This is a genomic window from Methanocaldococcus lauensis, assembly GCF_902827225.1.
GTDB classification, from domain to species: Archaea; AGJL01; Methanococci; order Methanococcales; family Methanocaldococcaceae; genus Methanocaldococcus; species Methanocaldococcus lauensis.
This window is the reverse complement of record NZ_LR792632.1, coordinates 63,136-89,653: the sequence shown is the minus strand read 5'-3', so window position 1 is coordinate 89,653 and position 26,518 is coordinate 63,136. Positions and strand designations below refer to the sequence as shown.

The window sequence follows — 26,518 nt, the reverse complement described above, 5'->3', positions numbered from 1 at the left end:
ATGAAATTAATTAAAATGATAGATAATAATGAATTAGAAGAAATTGGGGTTGTAAGTTCTCCATCTAACCTCACTGAGTTAAAAGTTGATATTAAAGAAGAAGTTATTGGAAAAAACTTACTTGGGAATCTCTGTGTAATTAAAAGTAGTCAGGATGGGAAAGACCTCTTAATATTTGGTCAAATCACTGATATTGAGCTTAAAAATGTTTGGCTTGAGCAATCACAAATAAGAGGCATTATTAAACAAAAAGGACCCATTTCACCAATAAGTGGAGATCATGATTTGCATATTGGAAGATTATCTATAATTTCGGTATTTTCAGTAGATGGCAACGAAATTAAGGTGGAAAGGTTAGGAACAGTTCCATCTACCAATTCAAAAGTATATTTAGTTAATAAAAAGTTTATGGATGAGTTTAATAAAATTTTTTCAAAGGATAGAAAGCTATCGTTTATTGGTAAATATTATGGAACAGATGTCTTAATACCTTTCGAATTTAGGGATTTTAGTAAAGGAGAAGGAGGCTTTGGAGAAGCGATACACTTAGGAATCTTTGGTAAAACAGGTTCTGGGAAAAGTTGGTTAGCAAAGATGATAATTACTTGTTATGCAAAGAATGCTGGGATGAGTATATTTATTTTTGATCCACAAGGGGAGTTTAGTAATGACGTTAAGGATAAAAAAGATGATAAAAAAATAAAATGGGGGGATTTACTAAAATCTTGTGGAAAAGATGTGGAAGTAGTTAGTATTGGTGATATAAGGCTTATTTTTGATGATAAGGATAAAACATTAGATGTTTTAGAGAGATTGTTAAATAATATCGGAATTGAAGATTTTTGGAAATATTTTGGTGTTTTTAGCGATAAGAAGAGATTACTCATTAGAGTAATTATTCAATCAATAAAGTATCTCACGTCAAAAAAATGTGTAGTCCCATATAACCTTGAAGATTTATTATCTAAAGATTTTAGAGAAGTGTTAAAAGAAGTAAAAAATAGAAGTAATGAAGTATATAAAGATGATAAATATCAGAAAGAATTAAAAAGAAGCATTGAACAAAATAAAAATATAATTCTAAAAAAATGGGATGAAATTTCAAAATGGTTTTTAAAAACGGAGAATTGTAAAACTATTGCTGAAATTGTAGAAGAAATGAAAGGAAAAGATAAAATAATTATTATTAATTTAGCAGATGAAGAAGCGAGAAAATCAGGAATGTTTTGGAATATATCTATTAAATACTTTATATTAGCAGAATTAGTTAATTATATTAAAAAAGCTGGGGAAGAAGAATATCTCAAAGATAGAATACTAAACACGTTAGTTGTTATAGATGAAGCTCATAGATTTGCACCTAAAGAAAAACCTGATGATGAGGAGTTAGATAGATTAAAATCATTATTAATAGATGCTGTTAGAACTACAAGAAAATATGGAATTGGATGGATGTTTATTAGCCAAACATTTTCAAGTATTGACAAGGGAATTTTAGACCAGTTAAGGGTTTTCTTTGTAGGTTATGGATTAAATTATGGAAGTGAATGGAGACGTTTGGATGAAATTATGGGTGGGGAAGAGGCTTTGAATATATATAAAACATTTGGAGATCCTTTAGTAAGTTGTGGAGAGAGAAAGCCATCTTTCATAGTAAAAGGACCAATAATACCATTTATTCCTACAAGTAAAGCTATAGCAATAGATGCTTTAAACTTTCCAGAAGAATTTAAAAAATGCAATAATCTTGATTAAATTTTAATTTTTGGGGTTAGACATGAGAAAACAAAAGACGAGAAAAACACATAGCAAAAGTATAAAAAAAATAGAAATTTTAGAAACTTTAGAAAAACAATTAAGAGAAGAAATTATATTTACACTTACAAAACAGGGATTTAAAATTACAAAAAATTATGAGATAGTTCCAAATGGATTTTCTAAAGAAGACCTTAAAAAAGTTCATTATATAAGAAAATTAGAATTGTTAAAGAAAAATAAACAATTTTTAGAGAAAAATATTGACATTATTGAAAAATATGCTATAAGTGGTTCTGAATTGGATGTGGAAAATATCGATATAGAGTTAAGAGTAGTAAAAACAAAAAAAGAGACTATATTATTTCGATGGTGGAATTTGTCTTGGTGGTCTCTTCCTTATGAAAGACCTATTGGGAGACAGATTAGATATTTATTATGGGATAGATATCATAACACAGTTTTTGGATTAGTTCAATTACAAAGTCCTGTTTTACATTCGTCAATTAGAGATGAATACTTAGAATTAAAAAAAGAAGATAAAGATTATTGGTTAAATCAGTCAATGTATGCTCAGAGAGTTGGGGCTATTCCACCATATAACTATTTATTAGGAGGAAAATTAGTTGCAATGTCTTTAGCAAGTAAGGATATAAGAGAAATTTATGAAAATAAATACAAAGATAGAGTAACATTCATCAGGAACAGAAAACTTCCTGCAAGATTATTATTTATAACTACTACTTCTGCTTATGGAAAAGGAACTATATATGAGAGGTTAAAATATAATGGAAAAAACTTGAGTATTTTTATTGGATATACAAAAGGTTCAGGGACTTTTCATATACCTGATGAACTATATGAAAAATTACTAAAATATCTTAGACTTCTTGGTATTAATACTAAAAGAGGTTATGGTACAGGACCTTCACGAAAGTTAAGGCTTATTTCACGAGCTTTCTATGAATTAGGATTTAAAAGTAATAATGGAAAGACATTTATTTACCACAATATAAAAAGAGGATGTTACTTATTCCCCCATGCTAAAAATCTCAAAGAAGTCATTAAAAATAATGTTGAACCAGAATATTACAATTACACATTTAGAGAGTTCTATGAATATTGGTATAAACGATGGTTAATTCCAAGATCTGAAAGAAATTTAGAGTGGAAGAAGTTTAATCTTAACGATTATATAAATGATGTGTTAAATCAAATAAATGATGCCAAGAAAGAGATTTATACATCTTTAGATAAAGTATCTGAACTAACTTAGAATATGTATTAAGGTGAAAAGATGTTTTTAGGTAATGATACAGTAGAGATAAAAGAAGGGAAATTTTTTATAGATGGCTATGATGCTATAGAATTGGCTGAGAAGTTTGGGACTCCTTTGTATGTTATGTCAGAGGAGCAAATTAAAATAAATGTAAATAGATATTTTGAAGCATTTAAAAGATGGGAAGAAGAGACTGGAAAAGATTTTATTCTTGCCTACGCATACAAAGCAAATGCTAACTTGGCTATTACAAGATTATTAACTAAATTAGGATGTGGGGCTGATGTAGTCAGTGGAGGAGAACTATATATAGCAAAGTTATCAAATGTTCCTTCAAAAAAAATTGTTTTTAATGGAAACTGTAAAACAAAAGAAGAAATTATAATGGGAATTGAGGCAAAGATTAGAGCTTTTAATGTAGATAGCATAAGTGAATTAATTTTAATAAATGAAACTGCAAAAGAGTTGGGAGAAGTAGCAAATGTAGCTTTTAGAATAAATCCAAATGTAGATCCAAAAACACATCCAAAGATTTCAACAGGGTTAAAGAAGAATAAGTTTGGTTTAGATGTTGAAAGTGGTTTGGCTTTGAAGGCTATAAAAATGGCTATGGAAATGGAAAATGTTAATGTGGTTGGAGTTCATTGTCATATTGGCTCCCAATTGACAGATATTAGTCCATTTATTGAAGAAACAAGAAAAGTTATGGATTTTGTCGTAGAATTAAAAAATGAGGGTATAGAAATAGAAGATGTTAATTTGGGAGGAGGTTTAGGAATTCCTTATGAAAAAGATAAAAAAATACCCACTCCAAAAGATTTGGCAGACGCAATAATAGATACAATGTTGGAATATAGTGATAAAGTAGAGATTCCAAACCTAATATTAGAGCCAGGAAGAAGCATAGTTTCCACTGCTGGCTATCTATTAGGAAAAGTTCATCATATAAAAGAAACTCCATTAACAAAGTGGGTTATGATTGATGCTGGAATGAATGATATGATGAGACCAGCTATGTATGATGCCTATCATCACATAATAAACTGTAAAGTTAAAGATGAAAAAGAAATTGTTAGTATAGCAGGAGGGCTTTGTGAAAGTAGTGATGTTTTTGGTAGAGATAGAGAGTTGGACAAAGTTGATATAGGGGATGTATTGGCTATATTTGATGTTGGTGCTTATGGAATAAGTATGGCTAACAACTACAATGCAAGAGGAAGACCAAGAATGATTTTAACAAGTAAAAAGGGAGTATTTATAATTAGAGAAAGAGAAACTTATGCAGATTTGATTTATAAAGATATTGTTCCCCCTCATTTATTGTAATTTTCCATTTCTATTTTTAATTTGATTTAATTTGTTTTAAATTTACCTTAATTTTTTATTTTTACAGTTGTGATTAATATTTGAACAACTCCGTAATATATAAATATATGTTGCATAACATAATAATGTGTAGTAAAAATACTACATATTGTTAAATAATAAAACAGATATTAATAGGGGGAATAAAATGACACTTTTTAAAAGTAAAATGCTAAAAGGTATCGTTGCTTTGGGGGTTCTTTGTTTGATAGGCGTTGTATTTGCATGGGTTCCTTATGGATATTGGGGCTATCATGCCTATCCTCCAAATTATTACTATCCTTCTCATTATTACCCTTACCCAAATGATAATTCAATTAATGATAACATTAGCGACTACTACCATTCACCTTTTGATAATTACCATCCTCCATATGGTTATTGTCCTTGCTGTGGTTATTGTAGATGTGGATGTTGTTGGGGATGGTATAGATAAAAATAAAATATAAACAATAATCAGGTGATAAGCCTATGATAATAAAGAAAATGGTAGTTCTATTATTATCATTAGTAGCTCTGCCAATAGTATCGACAAATACTGTTGTTTTAGTAAGTGATAATTGTGCAGATCAGGCAACTGCTCTTGAATTAGCAAAGGCGTTAAATGCTACAGTTGTAACAACAACTTGGGGAGTTTATGACGAAAATGTAGTAAATGAAATATTAGCATTAAATCCTGATAAGGTTATAATAATTGGAGGCCCATTAGCAGTTGTTGAAAACTATACAACAGCCTTGGAAAATGCTGGAATTACTGTTGAAAGAGTAGGAGGACAAACAAGATATGAAACTAATGCTAATGTAACTTTAAGATTCCAAAATCAATTTAAAAACGCTTTTGGAAATAATGTATCAGCATGTGTTTGCTATGGATTAGATGACATAGCATTAAATGAAAGTATGGAAAAAATTAGAGATGGACATTGCTTACTATTATTAACAAATGGAACAAACTTATCAGTTGAACCAACAAGATTACAGTTAAGAATACAAAATATTGAAGTTATTGAAAATCCAATTTGTCCATTTTGTAATTATTCAAGAATCACAAATATGTTAATGCATAGAGGATTTAAGGTTAATGTAACTAAAATTTCTGATGAGAGAGTAAAATTAATGTTACAAAATAGAATTAGATTAATGGAAATGAAAATTGAAAGATTAAAAAATCTTGGCGTAAATACTACGGACTTAGAAAACAAATTGAATGAAGTTATACAACTAATGAATCAAAACAGATACCAAGAAGCATACAGAATTATGGTTCAACTTCAAGAAATGCATATGGTAATGGTTAGATTGCATTTACATCCAATGTGGCATGGCGGAATGGCAAATGGTACGAGAGGATTTAACAATCAAATAAATAAAATGAATGAAACTGTATCACATATAAACTATCATATAATTAACGCTTCAAAAGGTTATGAAAAAGCTCCTCACATTTATTACAAAAATATAAATAATAACAACACCATAAATATTCAATAAATTAAAATTCTTTTTTATTTTCTTATTTTAAATTTTATTTAAATTTTATGTTATTTTTTAGTAATATTAATAATATTACATTTTATATACGGTGGTCTATTTTATTGCAGAAGAAAACTATAAAATTTAAATAAAATTTAAAATTAAAACTACGATAAGATTTTTTAATACTGATGATATATTTAAATATATATTTAACCAGTTCTTTATAATAATAAAATTTATTTATTTCTCTGAGGTGAAGATAATGCCTTATGGTGCAGGAATGAGCCATTTTGTTGTAGAAGATACTACTACGCATACAACAATTGGTCATATATTTGTAGGATACGAATATATTGTAATAATTCTTTTAGTAATTATCATAATAATGTTGGCATATTTGATATTCAAAAAACCCAATAGTGAAGTAGAATTAGCAAAAATAGAGAAAGATGTAGAAGAAATAAAAGAGATTGTTAAAGATTTAAAGAAAAAATGGGAAGAAATTGAGTGATTTTATGGATTTAGAAAAAACTGTTAAGATAGGAACAGCATTATCTAATCCCGTAAGGATTAAAATATTATATCTTTTGAATAAAAAACCGATGAGTATTTATGAATTAGCTAAAGCTCTAAATCTATCGAGGCCTGTGTTATATACTCATTTAAAAAAACTGGAAGAGGCTGATTTAGTGGAAAGTTATTTAGTATTAGATGACGCAAGGGCTAAGAGAATGTATAGAGCAAAGAAATTTAAATTTTATATAGACAATGATAAAATAGATGAATTCTTTGAGAAATAAATTTTGGTGATATTATGATTGAAGTATCTATAATTGGAGCTACTGGATATACAGGGGCAGAACTCTTAAGATTGTTGTCAAACCATAAGGAGGTTGAGGTAAAGTATATAACTTCAAGAAAAGAAGAGGGAAAACATGTTTTTAAAGTTCATCCTCATTTAAAGGGTATTAAAAAGTATGAAAATTTATATTTTACTAATGATTTAGATAAAATTGACGCAGATTTAATATTTACTGCAACACCACACGGAGCTTCAATGGAAATAGTTCCAGATTTTATTGAGAGAGGAATTAAAGTAATAGATTTAAGTGGAGATTACAGATTTGAAGATATATCATTGTATGAAAAGTATTATAAAATAAAGCATAAGGGTCTTGTAGATGCAAAAATTGCCTATGGATTGCCTGAATTACATAGAAAAGAAATAAAAGAGGCTCAATTAGTAGCAAATCCCGGATGTTTTCCTACTGGATGTATTTTAGCAGTAGCCCCATTAGTAAAAGAAAAAATTATTGAGGAGAGAATTATATTTGATTCAAAAACTGGAGTCAGTGGAGCAGGAATAAATCCAACAGAAACTACCCATTTCCCTAATGTAAATGAAAATATAAACCCATATAAAATAACAACTCATAGGCATACACCAGAAATAGAAAAAGAATTAAAAAAACTTGGAAATGTTAAAGTTTCATTTACTCCTCACTTAGCTCCAATCACAAGGGGTATTTTAACAACGGCACACACATTTTTAGTTGAAAATTTGGATAGAGAAGGTATAATTAAGATTTATGAGAAATTTTATAAAGATGAAATTTTTATTAGAATATTTTCAGAAGAGATTCCTAAATTAACTTGGGTTAGAGGAACGAATTTCTGCGATATTGGTGGGTTTGAGATAGATGAACACAATAGATTGGTTATTATTTCAGCAATAGATAACTTAGTTAAAGGAGCCAGTGGGCAAGCAATACAGAATATGAATATAATGTTTGGATTTGATGAAAAAGAAGGGTTGTTTAATGTTGGGTTACATCCTTAAATTTTGATTCTTATTTTTAAATTTTTATTTTTTAATATTTTTAGGTGATTATAAATGGATGTTGCTGTTCTATATTCAGGTGGAAAAGATTCAAATTATGCATTATATTGGGCATTAAAAGAAGGTTTTAATGTCAAGTATCTTATAAATGTAGAGAGCGAGAATAAAGAAAGTTATATGTTCCACATACCAAATGTGCATTTAACTGAACTCAGTTCTAAGGCTGTTGGAATTCCTCTTGTAAAGATTTATACAAAGGGAGAGAAGGAGAAAGAAGTTGAAGATTTAAAAAAAGGATTGGAAAAGTTAGATGTTGAGGGAATTGTTACTGGGGCTGTGGCAAGTGTCTATCAAAAATCAAGAATTGATAGAGTTTGTGAAGAACTCGGATTAAAATCTTTTTCTCCATTGTGGCATAAAGATCCTGAGTGGATTTTAAGAACTGTAAGTGACCTTTTCGATGTGAGAATTGTTGGAGTTTATGCCTATGGATTAGGCAAAGAATGGTTAGGAAAGAGAATAACAAAGGATAATATTGATAGATTATTACAGATATGTGAAAAGTATGGGATACATAAGGCATTTGAAGGAGGAGAGGCAGAAACATTTGTATTTGATTCTCCTGTTTTTAAAAAGAGAATTGAAGTTGTTGAAGCAGAGATAGAATGGCATGAAACATGGGGAATATACAATATAAAAAAAGCTAAATTGGTTGATAAGGAATAATTAATAATTAGAAATGGGAAACTATGATAAGAATAGGGACAAGGGGGAGTAAGTTAGCATTATATCAAGCAAATAAAGTATCTGAAAAGCTTAAAAATATAGGTTATGATGTTGAAATAAAAATAATAAAAACTACTGGAGATAAAATTTTAGATAAAAAACTTTCTGATATTGGTATTGGTGTCTTTACAAAAGAATTGGACTTGGCATTATTAAACAATGAGATAGACATTGCCGTTCATAGTTTAAAAGATATTCCAACTGTGTGGAATGAAAACTTAATAATTGGGGCAGTTTTAGAGAGAGATAGTTACTATGATTTGTTAATATGGAATAAAGATAAAGATTTTGATGAAGATAGTGAAATAGTTATAGGAACTTCAAGTTTAAGAAGGAGATCTTTTTTAAAGTTTATATTTAAGAATGCAAAATTTAAACTCCTTAGAGGTAATGTAGATACAAGATTAAGAAAACTAAAAGAAGGTTTATATGATGCTATTGTCTTATCTGAGGCAGGAATAATAAGATTGGGAATTGATTTGAGTGATTTCAAATATAAAAGGCTAAATATTCTCCCAGCCCCTGCACAGGGAATAATTGCCGTTGCATGTAAAAAAGATGACAAAAATTTAAGAAAAATATTAGAAAAAATAAATGATGAAAAAACTTATTTAGAATCAACTTGTGAAAGAACTGCATTAAATGAATTTGGAGGCGGATGTAGCGTTCCGATGGGTGCATTAGCAATTTACGATGAAAAAGATGAGTTATTAAAATTAGATGCAGGGGTTATTATTAACGATAAAATAAAAAAAGCCTGTGGGGAAATAAAATGTAAAGTAAAAGATATTAATAAGGCAGTTGAATTAGGAAAAAAAATTGGTAAAAAATTGAAAGAGTAATTATTTATTATTCAACTAAATCCTTATGTTCCTCCATAAATATCTTTAATTTTTTCAAAACTTCATCAGACATTGCATGTTCTAATTTACACGCCTCTTTTGACGCCATTTCTTTATCTATTCCTAAATATTTCTCTAAAAATGTCTGTAAAGTTTGATGTTTATCTAAAACTTTTTTGGCAAGATCTAATCCTTTTTTTGTTAATGTTATTCCAATATATGGCTCATACTCAACATATCCTAACTTACTTAATTTTTGTGCCATACTTGTAACTGCTGATGGTTTTATATTTAACAACTTTGCTAATTCCGTAGTTTTTATAGGTCTCTTATTTTCTTTTGTAAAAATATATATTTTTTCTAAGTAATCTTCAATACTTTGAGACATAGTATCACAGAAAGGTATTTATACCCCTATATAGTTACTTAATATTTAACCATATTTAAAAAATTTAATTATAATTAAAAATTTTAATCATATATAAATGTTGTGGTAACTATGTATCCGTTAGCGTTTGCTAAAGAAGGGGAAACAGTTATTGTAAAGAGTATTAATGCAGGATTTGGCGTAATTCAAAGATTAAGTAGTATGGGATTGAATATTGGGAGTAAATTAAAGGTTATCAGAAATCAGAATGGTCCAGTAATTGTCTCAGTGAGAGGCTGTAATATAGCCATTGGAAAGGGTTTGGCTATGAAAATAATTGTTGAGAGAGTTTAGTTTAAAAAATGGTGAAAATGTATGCCTAATAATGAAGATAAATATGAAATTGCCTTAATTGGAAACCCAAATGTAGGTAAATCTACATTATTTAACGCCTTAACTGGAGAGAATGTATATATAGGAAATTGGCCCGGAGTAACTGTTGAAAAAAAAGAAGGAGAATTTACATACAATGGAAAAAAATTTAAAGTTGTAGATTTACCCGGAGTTTATAGTTTAACTGCCAACTCTATTGATGAGGTCGTTGCAAGGGATTACATATTAAATGAAAAACCTGATTTAGTAGTTAATATAGTTGATGCTACATCTTTAGAGAGAAATCTGTATTTAACTTTACAGTTAATGGAAATAGGTACTAATCTATTGTTAGCATTAAATAAAATGGATTTAGCAGAAAAGTCTGGAATAAATATCGATATAAATAAATTAGAGAAGCTATTAGGGGTTAGAGTTGTTCCAATATCCGCCGCAAAGAAGATGGGAATTGAAGAGTTAAAAAAGGTTATTTCAGAGGAGGTAAAAAATAAAAAATTTACTAAAATTGAATATCCTAAATTAGAGCCATACATAAAAAAAATTGTCTCTATCTTGCAAAAGGATGAAAATTTAAAAAAATACAATTTAAAGTATCTTGCTATAAAATTACTTGAAAGAGATAAATATATAGAAGAACTAATAAAAAATAGCAAAGTTTGGAATGAATTAAACTCAGTTTTAAATAAAATAATGGAAGAATTAGCTAAAAAATATGGAGAGTCAGAGTTGGGAATAGTTGAGGAAAGATATAAGATTATTGATAAAATCGTCAGTGAGGTTGTTAGGAAAACTTCTGGAAAATTAACAACTACTCAGATGCTTGACGATGTTTTAACTGACGAAAAAGTGGGAATTTTATTGTTAATTCCAATGTTATGGATGTTGTTTAAATTTGCCTTTGATGTTTCAGCTCCATTTTCTGCAATGATTAATTATGGATTTGGAGTTTTAGCAGACATTGTTAAATCATCTATACCAAACAAATTTATTGCCTCCTTATTATCTGATGGAATTATTTCAGGAGTTGGGGCAGTTTTAACATTTTTCCCAATATTGGCATTTTTGTTCTTTGCTCTCTCTCTATTGGAGGAAAGTGGATATATGGCGAGAATTCCATTTATTGCAGATAGGATTATGAACAAATTTGGTTTGCCCGGAAAGGCAATAATTCCATTAGTTATGGGTTTTGGATGTAATGTCCCAGCAATTATGGCTACGAGAACTATAGAAAACGAGAAAGATAGAATTTTAACCATTATAATAAATCCTTTGATGTCTTGCTCTGCAAGATTGCCAATTTATGCCTTCTTTGCAGGGGCATTGTTTCAAAAGTATCAGGGTTTGGTTGTTATAAGTATGTATGCTCTTGGATTGTGTTTAGCGTTAATTTTAGCAATTTTATTTAGAAAGTTTATTTTTAAATCTTCTCCTATGCCTTTAATTGTAGAACTTCCTCCCTATCATCTCCCAAATTTAAATGTAGTTTTAATGAACACGTGGGATAGAGTTTATGACTTTTTAAAGAAGGCAGGAACTATTATAGTATTTGGAGTTATGTTAGTTTGGTTTTTATCTGTATATGGTCCTTCAGGATTCTTAGGAGTTGATGCATTACATAATTCACAACTTATTGAAAAATCTTATGTAGCAATTATTGGAAAAACTTTAACTCCAATATTTAGTCCGATGGGTTGGGATTGGAGAGCGTGTTCAGCATTAGTATTTGGATTCATAGCAAAAGAAGTAGTTGTAGGTTCTATGGCTGTCTTATATGGAGTAGGAGAAGAAAATTTAGTAAGTATTTTAGCGAAAGTATTCACTCCAGTATCAGCCTACGCATATATGGCATTCTGTTTAATATATACCCCTTGTTTGGCGACATTGGCAGTAATAAAACAGGAAATCGGCTGGAAGTGGGCAGTATTTACTTTAATCTATGAACTTGTATTGGCTTATATTGTGGCATTAATAATAACAGTAGTAGGCTCAGGAATTTTGCATCTCTTTTCAGTTATTTAATAATTTCAAAGGTGTTAAAATATGGAACTAAAAAATATTAAAGAGGTTAAAAATACTTTACTGGCATTATCTTTAATATTTGGAGCATTGTTTTCAACTTCAGGATTTATAGAAATTTTGATAGGTTTTTCTAATTCAATACTTAATATGAATATAGAATTTCCATTATTTGTAGGAGATGTATTTGGAGGATTTGCATTATTGGCAATAGGAGTAACTTATTTTTTAGGAGTAAAAAAAGCAGTTATTGGAGATATAAAGGCAGTTTCTTATTTATTTACTGCTTCAATCATTGGTTTGGGTATAGGAATAATTGCTTTTTTATTTTTAGTATCTAATGCTATTGGATTTTTGTTAGGTTTTGAAGATTGGAAAAATTGGAGTTTATTTAAAAATATAACTATATATTTAATTTTAGGAGTCTTATCAATAATTCCATATAAAATTGCTAAGTCTTTATAAAATTAAATTACCATCCTAACAATGCAAATATAAATCCAATAACTCCAAATAGAGTGGCTATAAATGAAATAGGATATATTTGTTTAAATAACAATAGAGGAGAAAATGCTCTAACAATTGCCGCCAATATTGGGAATATTAATGCAATTGCAAAGTTTTCAATTATAGTTATTGGATTACTAACATCTGGGGCTATTCCTAAATATAAAGTGGCGAATAAACTACCCAATGTTATTAAAAGAAGTTCATAACTTGCCAAATATAATGCCCTATACTTAGCCATTAACTCCATTGTTGGACCCTCAATAACATCTGCCTTAGTGTGAGTTATTGAGAAAGGATATTCTTTAACCATAATAATATACCCAATGAAATAGCATATAGCCCCAAATATTCCTCCCAATGAAAATAAAAATGGCTCTCCAACAATATCTTTTAAAAATATACTATGCTTATTTATAAATGGTAAAAATGTTGCTAAGTAAAATGGAAATGAACCTATAGTTATCATTTTAAAACATCTTACAGCCCCTAACTGCTCTAATGATATTTTTAAAGTTTTTATAAATGGAGTTCCTTTACATTCATCTATGTAAGGCATTCTCCAACCCATAATTGAAAATGATAGAGAGCCGAGAATTATATACATCATTTCCTCTAACTTTAAAAGTCCTACAATCCCTATTTCATTTGAAAGAATATGAAAACTTGTAAGTGAAGTTATAGCCAATATAGTCCATAAAACAACTATTGATAGTAATGGTAATCTATTATACAAATTTGGTAAATTGGCATCTGGATTATCAACTTTTTTAAATAAAAACTTAAAAAATGCCCAAAATCCAGGGGCTAATATACTTGGTCCTATTCTTTGTTGAATTCTTGCCTCTATCTTTCTCTGAATTCCAGGAATGTATGTTGATATAACAAACGCCAATGAAGGAATTCCTAAAATTGAAATAACTTCTTCAATCATAATATTTCCCCCAAAATATTTTATTTCATCCTTCAACAACTTTATGAATTGCCTTGGCAATTCCAGCAATAATGTCTTCAGGTCTTGGAGCACAGCCAGGCACTTTAACATCAACTGGAATTATATTTTCAACAGGTCCAGCAACAAAGTCAGAAACTCCCAAATCTCCTCCTATATTTTTATAAACTCCACCCATTAACGCACAGGAACCAACAGCAACAACTGCCTTAGGCTCAGGAATTTTTTCATAAATCTTTCTTAAGGATTCTTCAACAAATTTAGTTACACATCCAGAAACTACTAAAATATCTGCCTCTCTTGGATTAAAAGTTAAAAAAACATTATATTGTTCAGCATCGTAAAATGGAGAAAATACTGCATTAACTACTTCAATATCACAACCATTGCATCCGCCAGTATAAACGAGCATAATATGAATACATTTTTTTCTTGCTATTTTTTTAATCATAATGCCACCAGTAATTTATCATTATCTTTAATGATAAATTATAATTTAAATATAAATAAGTTATGCTTCTTTAAATTTTATTAACTTTTTTAATATGCATATTAATAATATTAATTTTACTTTCTTGCTTTTATAAAGGGGTTGTTTGGATTTGGTACTAGAAAATTAGTAAAAAGTATTACTAATTTTTTCTGATTAAAATTTAGATTTTTGAAAGATTTTAGTTATTTGTTTTTATTTTTATAATTTTAAGTTTGATTTTATTTTTAAAGATATGAAATAACTTTTAATTATTGAGATTTTTGTTTATGGTTGTGCATTTTATTTATAAATAGTTAGCACAACCTTTCTTACTCTTATAAATACTTTGATAATCAGGCAGTCAGAAAAATCGAGTGTTAAAAGAAAGATTTATATAGGAGTTCGAGTATAAAATAAGCAATAGTTGGTAGGGTTTGAATCGATAGTCCATTAAAATAAGGATGGAAACGCTATTCTTTCCTTTAAATTACTGTTTTCCTCCAACAGTTTTAGCGTTTGAATCGTTAGTCCATTAAAACAGTTTGAATTGGTTGTCCATTCAAACAAGGATAATAACTAAAAATAAATGGGGTATACCAATAGGGGCGAAGCCCCTATGGGTTTATTAAAACAAGGATGGAAACATGTTATATAGAGAGGTAAAAATATGGCAACGACTTATGAGTTAAAAATATGTGGCAAAGTTCAACATGTTGGATTTAGGGATAGGATAGAAAACTTAGGGCGTGCATTAGGTATTAGTGGCATAGTATATAACTATAAGGATGGGACAGTTAGGATATTGGCAAACTTTGATGATGAAGAAATAAAGGATGTCTTTAAAAAGTATATCGAATTACTGTCTAAAAAAGATAACCTTATAAAAATAGAGAAGATTGAGGAAAGGGCATTGAATACCTACATTGAGTTCCCAGAGGGGATTAATAGAATATCGGCAGATGATTTAATAGAGTTGAATAAAAAGTTGGATGAAGGAGTGAAGTATATTAAGTTTATATTTGATGAATTAGGGGAACATAAAAAGATTTTAATTGAGATGAAAGATACGCTATATGAAATAAAGGAAATTCTTAAAAATAATAAAAACACCCAATAATTTATCTAAATATACCCAACCTATTTTTTAACTTTTTTCCCAACAGCCACATATATATTATTATTACCAATTTTATCTCCAAACTTTGAAATAATCTCAATATTTTTACTTTTACAAAAATCTTCTACTTTTTTCCTTCCAGTATCTTTAGTTTTTTCTCCAAAGGATATAACAACAATATTCCCATCTATTTCTTCAAAACCTAAAACAGGTTTTTTTATTCTCTTATATAGTTCTTCAAAGTCTTTTAAATGAGTGATAATCATTTTAGCATCTTCAATAAATGGAAAATCTTTTAAATACTTTGTTATAAATGAAATATCCTTATTTCTATCTTGTCCATACTTCTTCAAATCTACTTTGTAATAGTTGAGCTTTCCATCTTGGTATTCTTTAATAATTGTTCTGGCTGTTCTAACTAAATCTACTTCCCCTCCTTTTATTAAATAACCTCTTTTTTCACCAATTTTTTTTAGTGTTTCTTCATCAATCTCTTTATAGTTAATATTGAAATATTCTCTAACTATTGACTTATCAAAATTATCTATTCTTTTTAAGATTTTTAAGGCAGGAGGAATTGGATTTTCTACCTTTTCTAATCTTAATGCTCCACTTATAACTAAGTCATCCTCGTCCTTCAATTCTAAGACTCCGGGAGTGTCCATAAGTTTAATATTTTTTGTTAATCTAACCCACTGCTCTCCTTTTGTTAAACCAGCAATTGAACCAGTTAATGCCTTTCTCTTTCCAGTTAATGCGTTAATTATAGATGACTTTCCGACATTAGGATAGCCAACAATTCCAACTTTTCCCTCTTTTTTGTTCATCTCTCTTAGAGATTTTTTTATCATGTCTCTCAATATTTTAGTTCCCAATCTTCTTTTAGCAGAGATAAATACAGTATTTTCTCCAAATACATTTTTCCATTTTTCTAAAATCTCCTTAGGTACTAAATCTGATTTATTTAATACATAAATTAATTTTTTTCCCTTACTTTTTATTTTATTTTCTAATTCCCTATTCCTTGTCATCTCTGGGTCTCTCGCATCTAAGACCAATAAAATTACATCACACTCATCAATTATTTTATTAACAATCTTTTTAACTGGAACTTTCTTGTATCTCATAATTATCACCTATTTTTAGTTCTATTTTTAATAATTCTCTATTTTTACTATTTTAAACCTTTTAGCATTTAATATAAATATATAAATTAACAAATTATAGAAAAGTATTTATAGAACTTCAAAGACATATACATTTTGTAAATATATAAATGAAATTTACTTAATAAAATTCAATAAAAGGTGATATATTGGTTGTTGATGCAAAAGAAGTCGAAGTTGTAAATACTTTAGTTTTTGAAACTCTTGGAAATCCAGAAAGAGAAAGAGAGTTCAAATTAAAGTCATTGAAAAAATGGGGATTTGATTTAATATTTGGTAGGATTGATGGTAAAGAGACATACTTTACTGTAGAATTAGATGAAAGAAAGGCTGGAGATAAATTTACAAAGGATGGAAAGGAGTATGAAGTTATTGAAGTTCTTGAAGAGTTACCAAAGAATAGGGAATTATATGCACATATTGAGATGGAAATGGGTAGAGCATATATAGTTTGTCAGTTGAGAGATGAAGATAACCAAAATATAGAAGTTTTAAAAGTTCCAGCGGCTTCTTTATTGTTGGCATTCTTTAAAAAGAATAAATTAGGAAACTTAATAAAAGCTATAAAAAATGTTGGAATTAGTTCAGAACTATATATGCAGAATGGTGTTGGAGGTAAGCCATACAGTTATGAAGAACTTCCAAACATTGCAAGGAGATTTTTAAGAAGTGCGAGAAAAGTTGAAAAAGAAACAGGATTTGGTAGATTGTCATTTGCATACTACGGAGAAACTAAGGATGGAGAGCCAAGATTTTGGTTCTCTTGGTTATTGCCAACAATCGCACTGTTTGACTTAGACATTGCAAAAAAGACAAATGACACCTTAGGAATATTAAAAACTTCAGAATAAAATAAATATAAAATATTATGATGAGGTGATATTATGATTTATGGAATCTTACTAAATATTCCTGAAAAGCATGCTACTAAATATGAAGATTTAATTAGAAGAATTATTGGAGAAGGTATTGCAAGAGGAGATATATTGTCATTTACGGAAGCAAGATATCAAGGAGATATTGCTTTTGTCATGCTTGCAAGATCCAGAAGAGCCGCTCAAAAAGTTTATGAGCAATTAAAAGAGCATCCAATATATGTAAAAGTCATAGAAATTGAAGGTAAAGGTGACTAATTTTTTATTAATATTTTTTTAAATATTATTTTTAATTAAATTATTATTTAAAAACTCCCCATAATAAAGTTATTTATAAAGCTTTTCAGCGTATTCTTTTGCCATTCTTTCAGCATCAAAGTATTCAACAATATGATTAACACAGTTACATGCCTTCATCCACCATTTTTCAGTGTCATACATATCAGCAACTTCTTCCAATAAATTATAAATGCAGTTAGCCACATAAGGATCATCATCTCTAACTCCATCTCCAATTGTAAAACTATCATCTGGATACATCTTAGCCCATTCTACATGCCAACCGTCTAAAGTACTCATATGTATAGATGCATTCATTGATGCAGTCATTCCAGAAGTTCCTGAAGCTTCGTGATTTAATTTTGGAGTATTAAGCCATATATCTGAACCTTGTTTTAGTAATTTACTTAATTTTAACTCATATCCAGTTAATATTGTAGCCCCTTTCATATCTCTCGTCTTTGATACTATCCAGTTGAATGTGGCTATCATATTATGGTCATTAGGATGTGGCTTCCCAGCCCAGATAACCTGTATCTTCTTCTTTTTTAATAATTCAAGTAATCTCATTTCATCATACAGTAAAATATATGGTCTTTTGTAAGCTACAAATCTTCTTGCCCAAACTACGGTTAATCTATCTTTTTTAAATATCTTACCTGTTTGATCAGCTACTTCTTCAAATAATATCTCCTTTAGCTCTATTTTTCTCTCTCTCAACATATCAATATCATATTTTTTTGCCGCCTCTCTTATTATAGGATCTTGCCAATAGTGTCTATCTTGAGCATTCGTTATTGCAACTATCTCACATTTGTCTTTAACCCAACTCCACATTTTATCGCAAACTTCTTTATGTTTCTTAGATACTGCATTAGCCCTCTTACATGTTCTTAAAGCACATACGGTATAGTTAAATGGATTACCTCCTAATTTTTCAGCTAATTTTATATCCACATTTCCAAAGAAACCCATAGATTTTAATAAATTAATATCCTGAGTTTCATTTCCCTCTGGTAATGGAGTGTGAGTAGTAAATACTACATGATTTTTAGTGTATTCAAGCCCATAATCCTCTATAAGTTTAAAAACAAGCGGTAGAGGATGAGGTTCGTTCATATGATAGAGTTTTACATTTTCACACTCTTTTATAACCTTATAACCTCCAACTCCTAAAACTATCTGTTGAGCAATGTGTAATATATTGTTAGCATCATACAACCTATGTGTTATTGTTCTTGAAAAGTCATCGTTTTCTGGAATGTCAGTGGTTAAGAAATATATTGGACATGTTCCAAAGACATCCTCTTCCAATTTATATGCCTTAACCCACACTGTATTATTGTTTATAGTAACTGGAACTTTTAGATTAATATCCTCTAAGAAATCATAATACTTCCTTATGTATTCAACTTTCATATTACCTTCTCTATCTCTCAACTGATCATAGTATCCATAACTCCACAATATTGAAACTCCTACAAGAGGTTGATTTAATCTTTTAGCCGCTCTGAAATGAGAACCTGCTAAGAAACCTAAGCCCCCTGCGTAAGTTTTTAAAGGTTGATGAATAGCAAACTCCATACAAAAATAAGCTGTTGGTTTCATAAATATCCCCACAATTTTTATTATATAATAAACACTATTTGCCTGTAACTATATATAATAATTTACTCAAATCTATATTTTTTCTCTGAGCTATATATTAAATAAACAACTAACGCTCCACCTAACAAATCTAAAATTGATTTTACAGGAACTACTTTTGGAGCAAATATCTTTATAGATACTAAATAACATAGTAGTGAGATACACATTCCTATAAGCATTGACGCAGGAATTGTCCACCTATGGTCAGATGTTCTCATAATAATTCTGGCTATATATGGAGAGGCGATTCCAATAAATGGAATTAAACCTACAAATGGAATTGTAGATCCTACAATAAAGCCAGAAAGTAATAGAATTAATATTCTAACCCTTTTAATATTTAAACCAAAACTTTTTGCATAAGATTCTCCAAACAGTAGGGCATTTAAGTGTTTTGATAATAAATATGATGAAATTAAAAAAATTAAGGAACATATGACCATTAATTTTATATCATTCCATCTAACACCAGTAAAACTTCCCTGTAGAAACATCCAAAATTCTTGAATTTGCACATTTTCAGCAAATGTTATAAGATAACTCTCAACACCATAGTAGAAGTATGAAAATAGTAAAGCACAAACTAACACTCCAGTAACTTCTCTAACTTTTGAAGCAAGTAATAATAAAACAACCAATGCCAAAGCTGCTCCTACCCAACCACCAACTACATAGTTAGACTTAGAAATATCTAAAAGAAAACTTAAAGATGTAAATGAAAATCCAAGAAATATGGCAATTGCTACACCAAGCACTGCCCCACTCGATATTCCTGTCGTATATGGTGATGCTAAAAGATTCCTAAATAAGGTTTGAAGTTTTAAACCTGAAACTGCCAAAACTGCACCAACTATTAAGGCAGTTATTAGTGGAGGGATTCTAACTTTCCAGATTAACATATCTTTAAAATCATTTTTAGTAGTTCCATATAGTAAAAAATTTTTTACATCTTCAATACTTATAGATTTTGCATTTCCTCCTTTAAAAATTCCATAGAGAAATAGTGAGGAAGTTAATAATATTAATATCAGAATAATAAGGATTTTTCTCATCTATATCCCCATTCTTTTTCTTTTTATGTAAATTATTATAGCAATTGGAGCTCCAATTATCGATAAAGGACACATTAAAGGTAATTCAGTACTCGTTGTAGGAATTACTACACCTGGCCTTACGAGAATGTCTGCTATAATTAAAAAAACTGCTCCAATTAACATAGCACTTGGAATTACATAGATGTGTTTTGAAGTTCCGCACAACAATCTCGCAACTATTGGACACACCAACCCAATAAATCCAATTGGTCCAGCAAATGCTACAACAGTTGCTGTAATCATACAAGATATTAAAATAATAAAAATTCTCAATTTTTTTATATCAACCCCAACACTTTTTGCATACATTTCCCCAAGTAAGTAAGAATCAAGGTATTTTGACAAAAGGTAAGTTATAGAGCAACATATAACTACAAAAATACTCATAATTATTGATTCCTTCATAGTTAATGGGCTTAAAGAACCATATCCCCACATTATAAAACTTGCTAAGACTTCATTATTAACTCCAACAAAATCACTAAATGCAATGACAATTGTAATTAACCCAGATGATATATAACCAAGCATAAGACCTACAATTAAAAGCGTGGTAATTTGTTTAACTTTCCTTGCTAAACTTAATACTACAAACATAGACAGTAATGAACCTAAATATGCAGATATTATAAACCCCCATATAGATTGCGGTATCCCAAACTTAAATAGTAAAGAGGTAAAAACATAAATAGCCACTCCTAGTGATGCTCCACTTGATACACCTATTAAATAGGGATCTGCAAGTGGATTTCTAAATAAACTTTGCATTAACAAACCAGCAACAGCCAATCCCATTCCTGCAAATATAGCTCCAAGGGTTCTTGGCATTCTACACTTTTCAATAATTTTATCATAAATAGGATTTCCAGTCGTTCTCTTTAATAAATAATTATAAAATTTTTTTGGTTCTATTTTAATAGTTCCTGTTATTATACTTAGTATTGATAAAGAAAATATTGATAATATAAGAAACGATAAAAGCAAAGTTATTCTAATTTTTGAAATGTTATCACCCTACATTCTCTGTAATTTTATATTTGATCTTTTAGTTATTTTCAACTTCGATAATTATATTAATGACTTCCAAGTTATTAGCGATAGTAATACTTACTATTCTACCATATTATTAATTAAAATTAATATTAATAAATAACCTTTAAAGTTTATTAAATTAAGAGGGATAATATGATAGTTAAATGCCCTATTTGTGATGGAACTGGTAAAAAAATAGTTAAATATAGAACATGTCCTGTATGTGAGGGAACTGGATACATAGATGAATTTTCACCAAAACAACACATAAAAAGAGTTTCTAAGAGAGCAAACTATGACTTAGATTATGGAGAAATAGAGTGTCCAAAGTGTAAAGGAACGGGAAAAGTTCCAATTTATGCAAAATGTGATTTCTGTGGAGGTAGTGGGAAGGTAGTTAAATGTGACAGATGTGGAGCAATAATTGGAAAGTATCCTGACTTTAAAGATAGGACTTTATGTGATAAATGTTTAAAAGAGGAGGAAGAGAGAAAGAAAGGACTAAGAAATGTTTATGTGTTTGATGAGTTAGCTACATTTTACGATGTAGAGCCGGGTAAATTTTACAAAGGTGTTGTAACAAGAATTGAAAAGTATGGGGCGTTTATTAACTTAAACGATCAAGTTAGAGGACTTTTAAGGCCAAGAGACATGATAAGTTTAAAATTAGAGGACTTAAATATTGGCGATGAGATTATTGTGCAAGCAATAGATGTTAGACCAGAAAAAAGAGAAATTGACTTTAAATATATCCCACTAACAACTTATGACTTAGTTAAATATGAAAAAGAAATTCCTATCTCCCAAATAAAAGATATAACCAAAAATTTAGTTGAAATGAGAGATCAAGTAGTTCATATAAGAGGAGAAGTAGTCCAAATAGTTCAAACTCCTGGACCAACTGTATTTACCATAACTGATGGAACTGACTTTACATGGGTGGCGGCATTAGAGATTGCTGGTTTAAGGGCTCATCCAGAAGTTAAAGTTGGAGATATAGTTGATGTTATAGGTAGAGTTACAATAAGGGAAGGAAGATTACAAATTGAAAGAATAAAACTTGTAAAATTAGAAGGTAAAGAGGCAGAAGAAATTAAGAAAAAAATAGAGGAAGAAATAGATAAAAGAGCAGAGCCAGCAAGAGATATAGAATTCTTAGTTAAAAGTGAGGTTTTAGAAAAATTAAGACCAAAAATGGCTGATGTTGCTAAGAGAATTAGAAAGGCAGTTTTAGATGGAAGACCAATAATTATTAGACATCACGCTGATACAGATGGTTACTGTGGAGGAATTGCCTTAGAGAAGGCAATACTGCCAATAATTGACCAGTTTGCTATAGATGTCGATGCAATATGGCACTTCTTCAAAAGAAGACCTTCAAAAGCTCCATTCTATGAGTTAGAAGATGTTACCAAAGACCTTGTATTTTCCATAGAGGACTCTTTAAAATTTGGGCAAAAACTACCTTTGATTGTGTTAATTGATAACGGTAGTACTGATGAGGATATTCCCGCTATATCAAAGGCAAAGGCTTATGGTATTGAAGTGATAGTTATTGATCACCACTTCCCTGGAGAGGTTGTTGATGGTAGAGTAGAAGTTGATGACTATGTCGATGCTCATGTAAATCCTTACTTAGTTGGTGGAGATAGCAATTTAACGGCAGGAGTTTTAGGAACTGAGATAGCAAGGATGATTAATCCAGATGTTGAAGATGAAATAAAACATATTCCTGGAATAGCTGTTGTTGGGGATCACGCTAAAGGGGAAGAGGCAGAGCAGTATGTAAAAATAGCAATTGAGAGATTGACTGAACTAAGTAAAAAGTATGGTAAAGGAAGAGAATATAATAGAGAATATTTAGAAAAAATATCCTTATGTATGGATTTTGAAGCATTCTACTTAAGATTTATGGATGGAAAGGGAATTGTTGATGATATATTGGCAACAAACATAAAAGAATTTAAGAGACACGAGGATTTAATTGAGATATTATATGAACAGGCAATGAAAATGGTTGATAGACAGATGAAGTCAGTAATTCCTGCATTAAAAACAGAGTTCTTAGAAAATGGAATTATATTGAATACTTTAGATGTAGAGAAGTATGCTCATAAATTTACCTTCCCACCACCTGGAAAGACAACAGGGTTTGCTCATGACTACATAGTTCAAAAGTATGGTGAAGACAAGCCAATTATAACATTATCCTATGGTCCTGACTTTGGAGTTGTTAGAGCAACAGACGCAGTTCATGAAAAATACAACTTTAATTTAAACTTAATAGTTGAGCAGTTAATGGAAGAGATTCCTGAAGCATCTTTAGATGGAGGAGGGCATGAGTGTGCAGGTAGTTTAAAATTTGTGGAAGGATTGAGAGATAAAGTAATTAATAGGTTTATAGAGATTATTAGAAATATGAAGCCAAAAGAGTAAATTAAAAACTTTTTTATTTAGTTCTATTTATTGATTTAATTAAATATTCAGTTTTTAAATTCTTTTACTCATTTCATATAAAAAGATTGATAAATTCCCCAAAGCTCCAATTTCATTTTCTACAATGTATCTTCCTAATCCTTTTTCTAACTCTAATTTAGTAAATCCTGTTGATGCTCCACAGAAAACAATTAAATCATTTTTTCCAACTTCGTCAAAATTTAGTTTTTCTTCACAAATATTTTTATTTCCTATTAAAAATACTTTTTCTGGTCTTAAAACTTCTATAGCGTCATCCAACTCCTCAAAGAATAAAACATTTTTACCTAATTTATATGCCATCTTGTGCAATGTAGGAACTCCACTTTGTGCTGCTGAAGCAGTAGCCTTCGTTATAACTATTGTGTTTATGTCAAACCCATATGCAATTCTACCAAACTCCTCTACTTGCTTAGCACTGTATGTATTATGTAAGCAGATAAACATTTTTTCACCCAGTTAATTTTTAATTATTTTTTATTTTGTTCTTTTAATTTTCTATATGTTTTTTGATAATTTATTTTTATTACTTTATTTATAAATTTTCCTTAACTACTTGGGCAATTGCTCTACTCAAAGCTACAGGAACACTTTCTCCAATCTGATTATAGGAACTTCTTATACCTCCTGCAAATAGATGATAATCAGGATAACTCATTAATCTTGCCTGTTCTCTTGGTGTTAATAACCTATCTTCATAAGGATGGATAAAGAATCTCTTACCCATAACAGTTTCAGACAATTTAAGAGGATGCAATCTTATATAATTACCTAACCTTCTATTAGCCCCTTTGAAATATATAAAAGCATCTCCCCAACTTAATTTATGAACTCTCTTTCTAAACCTTGCTGGTAAAGCTGCAAATTCGTGATTTGGGATGTCTCTACCTTTATACATTAAATCTCCTATTGCCTCAATAACTGTCTTTGGTTCTTTCTTTTCAGGATTAATTTCTATATTTGATACAAAAACTCTTCTTCTAACAGAAGGATTTCCATAATCTTCTGCTCTTAAGATATTGAAATATACATCCTCATAACCTACATTTCTAAACTCCTTTATTATTTCCCCTCTAACTTCTTTAATTCCAGGAACATTTTCCATAACAAATATTTTTGGTTGTAAATCTCCCACTATCCTTATAAATTCTAAAACTAACCTTCCAGTTTCATCTTTATACAATCTATCATAGGGATTTTTTTCTCTCTTTGGATTAGCCCCAGTATATCCTTCACAAGGAGGACCTCCAATAATAACATCTACTTTTTTATTCTTGCAGAATTTTTTTATATCTAAGGAATGTATCTCCCTAATGTCATCGTTAATAACTATTGGCTTTAATTTTTCAGTTTTCTCATTTAATGTTCCCAATCTTCTTAACCACTTTATATCTTTATCTTCAAAAGGAAATTTGAATGGGTAACTTCCTACATAACCTTTTAATTCCTTTAATCTATATTCTCCATCTCTCACTTTTTCATATATCTCTCCATTAAAGTTTAATGCATAGGAAAAAGCGGCATCTTCATCTAATTCAATAGCCACCAATGGTTCAAAACCTTCCTCTACAAAACCTCTTGAAAATCCCCCACATCCACAAAATAAGTCTATAAATCTCAACCTTATCACCAAAATAAATATTTTCCAATTCAAAAATATAAAATTAATTAGATAAAAATTAACACTAAATAAATAAAATATCATATCAAAAATATATCTTAAGTTTAAATTAATTTTAAAATAAAATAGGAAAAAATTTTATAATTTGGTTGTTATAGTTTTTTACTCTTTTGCGGCTTGAGCTTTCTTTAACTCAGCTTTCATATCTTGATATACTTTAGTCCACTTTAATTTTCTTGGGTTTCTTCCCATTCTATAACTTTTCTCACACTTTGATGAGCAGAAATATAATACTGTTCCATCTTTCTCTACAACCATTTTTCCTTTTCCAGGCTCAATTTCATATCCACAGAAACTGCAAACTCTCCACTCTGGCATAGTTCTTCACCTTAAAATTAATTTTTTAATGTTTTATCTTTTTCTGTCTAAGGGTCTTGCTTCTCTTTCTGTTTCTCTTAACATAATTATATCTCCAACTTTTACTGGCCCTTTAACGTTTCTAACTAAAACTCTACCAGCGTCTTTGCCCCCTAAAATTTTACATCTAACTTGGATAATCCCTCCAGTAACTCCTGTTCTACCAATTACTTCAATAACTTCAGCTGCTACTGCCTCTTTATATACAAATTCGTCTTCCATCCTCATCACCTAATAATAAAAATGTTAGTATATTTATATCTTAAAAGAAAATTTAAAGGTTTAATATAAAAAATCTATAAAAAAAGTGATAATTCATACTTTTTATTTTTTAACTTTATATCATCGTGTTTTTATTGTTTTAAAGCATTTATTTTTTCAATTAGCGCTTTAAATTCTTCTGGATCTCCTTCGTTGATAATAGCCACTGACGAAGCTGCAACTTCCAATCCAGCAGCTTTACCTAAATCTTGTTTTGATGCCACATAAGCATAAGGAATTCCTTTTTCTTCACATAAGTATGGTAAATGAGCAACAACTTCTTCTGGTTTAACATCTTCAGCGATTATAACTAATTTTGCAATTCCTCTCTCTACTGCTTTTGTTACTTCATTTGCTCCTTTTTTGATTTTTTGAGCTTTTGCTACAGCGTCTAATAATTCTTTTTGAATTTCTTCTGGAACTTTAAACTTTACATAAACTGCCATATTTTCGACCTCCTTCATCTTTTTATTTTTCAGTC

At 29.5% G+C, this 26,518-nt stretch carries 29 protein-coding genes; 17 read left to right on the top strand and 12 right to left on the bottom strand.

The features are described from left to right. The 10 genes from KMP69_RS00515 to hemC all read left to right on the top strand — a co-directional run bounded on the left by KMP69_RS00515 (window position 1) and on the right by hemC (window position 9,343). Window positions 1–1,755: an ATP-binding protein gene (locus KMP69_RS00515; protein ID WP_214400035.1), complete on the top strand. Its 1,755-nt coding sequence runs from the start codon at window positions 1–3 to the stop codon at window positions 1,753–1,755. 22 nt (window positions 1,756–1,777) lie between these two features. Further along, a complete protein-coding gene (locus tag KMP69_RS00510) occupies window positions 1,778–3,031 on the top strand; it encodes a Druantia anti-phage system protein DruA (protein ID WP_214400034.1) in 1,254 nt (417 codons plus the stop codon). Between the two features lie 21 nt (window positions 3,032–3,052). Further along, entirely contained in the window at window positions 3,053–4,360 is a 1,308-nt protein-coding gene (gene lysA, locus KMP69_RS00505; RefSeq protein WP_214400033.1) for a diaminopimelate decarboxylase, read from the top strand. Window positions 4,361–4,547: 187 nt separating this feature from the next. Further along, window positions 4,548–4,835, top strand: coding sequence for a hypothetical protein (locus tag KMP69_RS00500; protein ID WP_214400032.1), 288 nt, complete (start codon window positions 4,548–4,550; stop codon window positions 4,833–4,835). A gap of 35 nt (window positions 4,836–4,870) precedes the next feature. Continuing rightward, window positions 4,871–5,890: a cell wall-binding repeat-containing protein gene (locus KMP69_RS00495; RefSeq protein WP_250543603.1), complete on the top strand. Its 1,020-nt coding sequence runs from the start codon at window positions 4,871–4,873 to the stop codon at window positions 5,888–5,890. Between the two features lie 247 nt (window positions 5,891–6,137). Beyond that, window positions 6,138–6,386: a hypothetical protein gene (locus tag KMP69_RS00490; RefSeq protein WP_214400031.1), complete on the top strand. Its 249-nt coding sequence runs from the start codon at window positions 6,138–6,140 to the stop codon at window positions 6,384–6,386. 4 nt (window positions 6,387–6,390) lie between these two features. Next, window positions 6,391–6,675 carry an ArsR/SmtB family transcription factor gene (locus tag KMP69_RS00485; protein ID WP_214400030.1) on the top strand — a complete coding sequence of 95 codons (285 nt, stop codon included), beginning with the start codon at window positions 6,391–6,393 and terminating at the stop codon, window positions 6,673–6,675. Between the two features lie 14 nt (window positions 6,676–6,689). Then, window positions 6,690–7,715, top strand: a complete 1,026-nt coding sequence (gene argC, locus KMP69_RS00480; protein ID WP_214400029.1) for an N-acetyl-gamma-glutamyl-phosphate reductase — start codon at window positions 6,690–6,692, stop codon at window positions 7,713–7,715. Between the two features lie 54 nt (window positions 7,716–7,769). Continuing rightward, window positions 7,770–8,441, top strand: a complete 672-nt coding sequence (locus KMP69_RS00475; protein WP_214400028.1) for a diphthine--ammonia ligase — start codon at window positions 7,770–7,772, stop codon at window positions 8,439–8,441. Between the two features lie 23 nt (window positions 8,442–8,464). Further along, the gene (gene hemC / locus KMP69_RS00470) at window positions 8,465–9,343 is read left to right on the top strand and encodes a hydroxymethylbilane synthase (protein ID WP_214400027.1); all 879 of its coding nucleotides are present in this window, start codon (window positions 8,465–8,467) and stop codon (window positions 9,341–9,343) included. A 7-nt stretch (window positions 9,344–9,350) separates the two neighbouring features. On the opposite strand, the gene KMP69_RS00465 is transcribed toward hemC, so the two are convergent. Next, entirely contained in the window at window positions 9,351–9,731 is a 381-nt protein-coding gene (locus KMP69_RS00465; protein ID WP_214400026.1) for a metal-dependent transcriptional regulator, read from the bottom strand. A 111-nt stretch (window positions 9,732–9,842) separates the two neighbouring features. Here KMP69_RS00465 and KMP69_RS00460 point away from each other — a divergent pair, with 111 nt between their 5' ends. From KMP69_RS00460 to KMP69_RS00450, 3 genes are read left to right on the top strand one after another with little or no spacing between them, the layout of a single operon-like run. Further along, window positions 9,843–10,064 (top strand): FeoA family protein, encoded by a 222-nt coding sequence (locus KMP69_RS00460; protein WP_214400025.1) that lies wholly within the window; start codon window positions 9,843–9,845, stop codon window positions 10,062–10,064. Window positions 10,065–10,085: 21 nt separating this feature from the next. Then, a complete protein-coding gene (gene feoB / locus KMP69_RS00455) occupies window positions 10,086–12,122 on the top strand; it encodes a ferrous iron transport protein B (protein ID WP_214400024.1) in 2,037 nt (678 codons plus the stop codon). Between the two features lie 21 nt (window positions 12,123–12,143). After that, window positions 12,144–12,584: a hypothetical protein gene (locus KMP69_RS00450; protein WP_214400023.1), complete on the top strand. Its 441-nt coding sequence runs from the start codon at window positions 12,144–12,146 to the stop codon at window positions 12,582–12,584. A 7-nt stretch (window positions 12,585–12,591) separates the two neighbouring features. Here KMP69_RS00450 and KMP69_RS00445 read toward each other — a convergent pair whose 3' ends face one another. Both KMP69_RS00445 and KMP69_RS00440 read right to left on the bottom strand, forming a co-directional pair. Further along, the gene (locus tag KMP69_RS00445) at window positions 12,592–13,560 is read right to left on the bottom strand and encodes a respiratory chain complex I subunit 1 family protein (RefSeq protein ID WP_214400022.1); all 969 of its coding nucleotides are present in this window, start codon (window positions 13,558–13,560) and stop codon (window positions 12,592–12,594) included. Between the two features lie 25 nt (window positions 13,561–13,585). Then, window positions 13,586–14,029 carry an NADH-quinone oxidoreductase subunit B family protein gene (locus tag KMP69_RS00440; RefSeq protein ID WP_214400021.1) on the bottom strand — a complete coding sequence of 148 codons (444 nt, stop codon included), beginning with the start codon at window positions 14,027–14,029 and terminating at the stop codon, window positions 13,586–13,588. A gap of 688 nt (window positions 14,030–14,717) precedes the next feature. On the opposite strand from KMP69_RS00440, the gene KMP69_RS00435 reads away from it, so the two are divergent. Further along, entirely contained in the window at window positions 14,718–15,167 is a 450-nt protein-coding gene (locus KMP69_RS00435; protein ID WP_214400020.1) for an acylphosphatase, read from the top strand. A gap of 20 nt (window positions 15,168–15,187) precedes the next feature. Here the strand turns inward: KMP69_RS00435 and KMP69_RS00430 are convergent, their stop codons facing one another. Beyond that, window positions 15,188–16,294 carry a GTPase gene (locus KMP69_RS00430; RefSeq protein ID WP_214400019.1) on the bottom strand — a complete coding sequence of 369 codons (1,107 nt, stop codon included), beginning with the start codon at window positions 16,292–16,294 and terminating at the stop codon, window positions 15,188–15,190. Between the two features lie 188 nt (window positions 16,295–16,482). On the opposite strand from KMP69_RS00430, the gene KMP69_RS00425 reads away from it, so the two are divergent. Both KMP69_RS00425 and KMP69_RS00420 read left to right on the top strand, forming a co-directional pair. Then, window positions 16,483–17,184 carry a TIGR00703 family protein gene (locus KMP69_RS00425; protein ID WP_214400018.1) on the top strand — a complete coding sequence of 234 codons (702 nt, stop codon included), beginning with the start codon at window positions 16,483–16,485 and terminating at the stop codon, window positions 17,182–17,184. Window positions 17,185–17,217: 33 nt separating this feature from the next. Then, the gene (locus tag KMP69_RS00420; protein ID WP_214400017.1) at window positions 17,218–17,466 is read left to right on the top strand and encodes a hypothetical protein; all 249 of its coding nucleotides are present in this window, start codon (window positions 17,218–17,220) and stop codon (window positions 17,464–17,466) included. Window positions 17,467–17,535: 69 nt separating this feature from the next. Here KMP69_RS00420 and glgP read toward each other — a convergent pair whose 3' ends face one another. The 3 genes from glgP to KMP69_RS00405 all read right to left on the bottom strand — a co-directional run bounded on the left by glgP (window position 17,536) and on the right by KMP69_RS00405 (window position 21,215). Beyond that, on the bottom strand, window positions 17,536–19,095 hold the full coding sequence (gene glgP, locus KMP69_RS00415; RefSeq protein ID WP_214400016.1) for an alpha-glucan family phosphorylase: 1,560 nt from the start codon (window positions 19,093–19,095) through the stop codon (window positions 17,536–17,538). A gap of 62 nt (window positions 19,096–19,157) precedes the next feature. Then, window positions 19,158–20,189, bottom strand: a complete 1,032-nt coding sequence (locus KMP69_RS00410; RefSeq protein ID WP_214400015.1) for a FecCD family ABC transporter permease — start codon at window positions 20,187–20,189, stop codon at window positions 19,158–19,160. After that, window positions 20,190–21,215, bottom strand: a complete 1,026-nt coding sequence (locus KMP69_RS00405) for a FecCD family ABC transporter permease (RefSeq protein ID WP_250543602.1) — start codon at window positions 21,213–21,215, stop codon at window positions 20,190–20,192. 201 nt (window positions 21,216–21,416) lie between these two features. On the opposite strand from KMP69_RS00405, the gene KMP69_RS00400 reads away from it, so the two are divergent. Next, a complete protein-coding gene (locus tag KMP69_RS00400) occupies window positions 21,417–23,699 on the top strand; it encodes a DHH family phosphoesterase (protein WP_214400014.1) in 2,283 nt (760 codons plus the stop codon). Window positions 23,700–23,753: 54 nt separating this feature from the next. Here KMP69_RS00400 and KMP69_RS00395 read toward each other — a convergent pair whose 3' ends face one another. The 5 genes from KMP69_RS00395 to rpl7ae form a co-directional block, all read right to left on the bottom strand. Continuing rightward, a complete protein-coding gene (locus tag KMP69_RS00395) occupies window positions 23,754–24,185 on the bottom strand; it encodes a RecB-family nuclease (protein WP_214400013.1) in 432 nt (143 codons plus the stop codon). A gap of 88 nt (window positions 24,186–24,273) precedes the next feature. Next, entirely contained in the window at window positions 24,274–25,359 is a 1,086-nt protein-coding gene (locus tag KMP69_RS00390; RefSeq protein WP_214400012.1) for a DNA cytosine methyltransferase, read from the bottom strand. A gap of 162 nt (window positions 25,360–25,521) precedes the next feature. Beyond that, window positions 25,522–25,737 carry a 50S ribosomal protein L24e gene (locus KMP69_RS00385; protein WP_214400011.1) on the bottom strand — a complete coding sequence of 72 codons (216 nt, stop codon included), beginning with the start codon at window positions 25,735–25,737 and terminating at the stop codon, window positions 25,522–25,524. A gap of 33 nt (window positions 25,738–25,770) precedes the next feature. Continuing rightward, window positions 25,771–25,998 carry a 30S ribosomal protein S28e gene (locus KMP69_RS00380; RefSeq protein ID WP_214400010.1) on the bottom strand — a complete coding sequence of 76 codons (228 nt, stop codon included), beginning with the start codon at window positions 25,996–25,998 and terminating at the stop codon, window positions 25,771–25,773. 131 nt (window positions 25,999–26,129) lie between these two features. Next, window positions 26,130–26,483: a 50S ribosomal protein L7Ae gene (gene rpl7ae, locus KMP69_RS00375; RefSeq protein WP_214400701.1), complete on the bottom strand. Its 354-nt coding sequence runs from the start codon at window positions 26,481–26,483 to the stop codon at window positions 26,130–26,132. Window positions 26,484–26,518 lie beyond the last annotated feature (35 nt).

Bases quoted from the DNA above. Each gene is read 5' to 3' on its own strand.
- KMP69_RS00515 (WP_214400035.1), top strand. From the start codon at position 1: ATGAAATTAATTAAAATGATAGATAATAATGAATTAGAAGAAATTGGG.
- KMP69_RS00510 (WP_214400034.1), top strand. From the start codon at position 1,778: ATGAGAAAACAAAAGACGAGAAAAACACATAGCAAAAGTATAAAAAAA.
- lysA (WP_214400033.1), top strand. From the start codon at position 3,053: ATGTTTTTAGGTAATGATACAGTAGAGATAAAAGAAGGGAAATTTTTT.
- KMP69_RS00500 (WP_214400032.1), top strand. From the start codon at position 4,548: ATGACACTTTTTAAAAGTAAAATGCTAAAAGGTATCGTTGCTTTGGGG.
- KMP69_RS00495 (WP_250543603.1), top strand. From the start codon at position 4,871: ATGATAATAAAGAAAATGGTAGTTCTATTATTATCATTAGTAGCTCTG.
- KMP69_RS00490 (WP_214400031.1), top strand. From the start codon at position 6,138: ATGCCTTATGGTGCAGGAATGAGCCATTTTGTTGTAGAAGATACTACT.
- KMP69_RS00485 (WP_214400030.1), top strand. From the start codon at position 6,391: ATGGATTTAGAAAAAACTGTTAAGATAGGAACAGCATTATCTAATCCC.
- argC (WP_214400029.1), top strand. From the start codon at position 6,690: ATGATTGAAGTATCTATAATTGGAGCTACTGGATATACAGGGGCAGAA.
- KMP69_RS00475 (WP_214400028.1), top strand. From the start codon at position 7,770: ATGGATGTTGCTGTTCTATATTCAGGTGGAAAAGATTCAAATTATGCA.
- hemC (WP_214400027.1), top strand. From the start codon at position 8,465: ATGATAAGAATAGGGACAAGGGGGAGTAAGTTAGCATTATATCAAGCA.
- KMP69_RS00465 (WP_214400026.1), bottom strand. From the start codon at position 9,731: ATGTCTCAAAGTATTGAAGATTACTTAGAAAAAATATATATTTTTACA.
- KMP69_RS00460 (WP_214400025.1), top strand. From the start codon at position 9,843: ATGTATCCGTTAGCGTTTGCTAAAGAAGGGGAAACAGTTATTGTAAAG.
- feoB (WP_214400024.1), top strand. From the start codon at position 10,086: ATGCCTAATAATGAAGATAAATATGAAATTGCCTTAATTGGAAACCCA.
- KMP69_RS00450 (WP_214400023.1), top strand. From the start codon at position 12,144: ATGGAACTAAAAAATATTAAAGAGGTTAAAAATACTTTACTGGCATTA.
- KMP69_RS00445 (WP_214400022.1), bottom strand. From the start codon at position 13,560: ATGATTGAAGAAGTTATTTCAATTTTAGGAATTCCTTCATTGGCGTTT.
- KMP69_RS00440 (WP_214400021.1), bottom strand. From the start codon at position 14,029: ATGATTAAAAAAATAGCAAGAAAAAAATGTATTCATATTATGCTCGTT.
- KMP69_RS00435 (WP_214400020.1), top strand. From the start codon at position 14,718: ATGGCAACGACTTATGAGTTAAAAATATGTGGCAAAGTTCAACATGTT.
- KMP69_RS00430 (WP_214400019.1), bottom strand. From the start codon at position 16,294: ATGAGATACAAGAAAGTTCCAGTTAAAAAGATTGTTAATAAAATAATT.
- KMP69_RS00420 (WP_214400017.1), top strand. From the start codon at position 17,218: ATGATTTATGGAATCTTACTAAATATTCCTGAAAAGCATGCTACTAAA.
- glgP (WP_214400016.1), bottom strand. From the start codon at position 19,095: ATGAAACCAACAGCTTATTTTTGTATGGAGTTTGCTATTCATCAACCT.
- KMP69_RS00410 (WP_214400015.1), bottom strand. From the start codon at position 20,189: ATGAGAAAAATCCTTATTATTCTGATATTAATATTATTAACTTCCTCA.
- KMP69_RS00400 (WP_214400014.1), top strand. From the start codon at position 21,417: ATGATAGTTAAATGCCCTATTTGTGATGGAACTGGTAAAAAAATAGTT.
- KMP69_RS00395 (WP_214400013.1), bottom strand. From the start codon at position 24,185: ATGTTTATCTGCTTACATAATACATACAGTGCTAAGCAAGTAGAGGAG.
- KMP69_RS00385 (WP_214400011.1), bottom strand. From the start codon at position 25,737: ATGCCAGAGTGGAGAGTTTGCAGTTTCTGTGGATATGAAATTGAGCCT.
- KMP69_RS00380 (WP_214400010.1), bottom strand. From the start codon at position 25,998: ATGGAAGACGAATTTGTATATAAAGAGGCAGTAGCAGCTGAAGTTATT.
- rpl7ae (WP_214400701.1), bottom strand. From the start codon at position 26,483: ATGGCAGTTTATGTAAAGTTTAAAGTTCCAGAAGAAATTCAAAAAGAA.